This window comes from Acidisphaera rubrifaciens HS-AP3 (assembly GCF_000964365.1).
GTDB lineage: Bacteria > Pseudomonadota > Alphaproteobacteria > Acetobacterales > Acetobacteraceae > Acidisphaera > Acidisphaera rubrifaciens.
In genome coordinates, this window is sequence record NZ_BANB01000540.1 from 1 (window position 1) to 991 (window position 991).

General features: G+C 73.0%; 2 protein-coding genes. Both read left to right on the forward strand.

What is annotated here, in order from left to right; all coding sequences use genetic code 11:
- Positions 1 to 612 (forward strand): protein phosphatase CheZ (locus tag B8460_RS14290; protein ID WP_048862286.1); only part of this gene is annotated, 612 nt, incomplete at its 5' end.
- A gap of 5 nt (positions 613 to 617) precedes the next feature.
- On the forward strand, positions 618 to 991 hold a 374-nt coding region (locus B8460_RS14295), incomplete at its 3' end, for a hypothetical protein (RefSeq protein WP_048862287.1).

The window sequence follows — 991 nt, forward strand, 5'->3', positions numbered from 1 at the left end:
GCGGCGCGCGCCGCGCACCCGCCCGCCGATCACGCGGCCATCGCGACGGTCGTGCGCGAGGTGCTCGCGACCCTGCACGGCGACCTCACGGCCGCGGAGATCTCGCTGTTCGGCGAGGTCGAGGAGCTCGGTCGTACCATCGCGACGGCCAGGAGCGAAATCGCGGCCCTGCATGTCGAGGATATCAACGGCACGCACATTCCCTCGGCGACCGATGAGCTCGACGCGATCGTGGCACACACCGCCGCCGCCACGCACGCGATCCTCGAGGCCTGTGAAACCCTCGACCGCATCGCGGACGGCCCGCTGGCCGAGGACGCGGCGTCCGCCGCCGCGCAGCAGGCAGCCACCACGCGCATCTACGAGGCGTGCAGCTTTCAGGACATCACCGGCCAGCGCATCAGCAAGGTCGTCGCGGCGCTGAAGGCCATCGAGGCGAAGGTGGCGGCGATGCTGTCCACCTTTGCCGCCCGCCGGCCGCTCGATGCCGTGCCGTCCGGCCCGCCCGTTCCCGTTTCGGCGGCCGCCGACACGCTGACCAACGGCCCGCAACTCCCCGCCGTCGCGATGGATCAGTCCGATATCGACCGGCTGCTCGCGAGCTTCGATTGAGGGCCATGCGCCGCCTGCTCGCGGGGTTGCTGTTTCTGCTGGCGGCGGCCGGGCAGGCCGCGGCGCGCGACGCGGCGACCGAGGTGGGCGTGCGGATCGGCGCCCATGCGGGATTCGACCGCCTCGTCTTCGACCTGCCGCCGGGCCTGTCGCCGCAGATCAGCGTCGACGGCGGCCATGCGGAGATCCGCTTCGGGCCCGCCACGCAGGTGACGGTGCCGGCGCGCCTGCCTGCCCGCATCGCCCGGATGACGGTCGTCGACGGACGGGCCGACATCGTGCTCGCCCACGGTGCGTCGTTCCGCATCGGCCGGCTCGGGACGCGGCTGATCGTCGATATTTTCCCCGCCCGCGCCGCGACCGACGCGCGCCGTCCGTC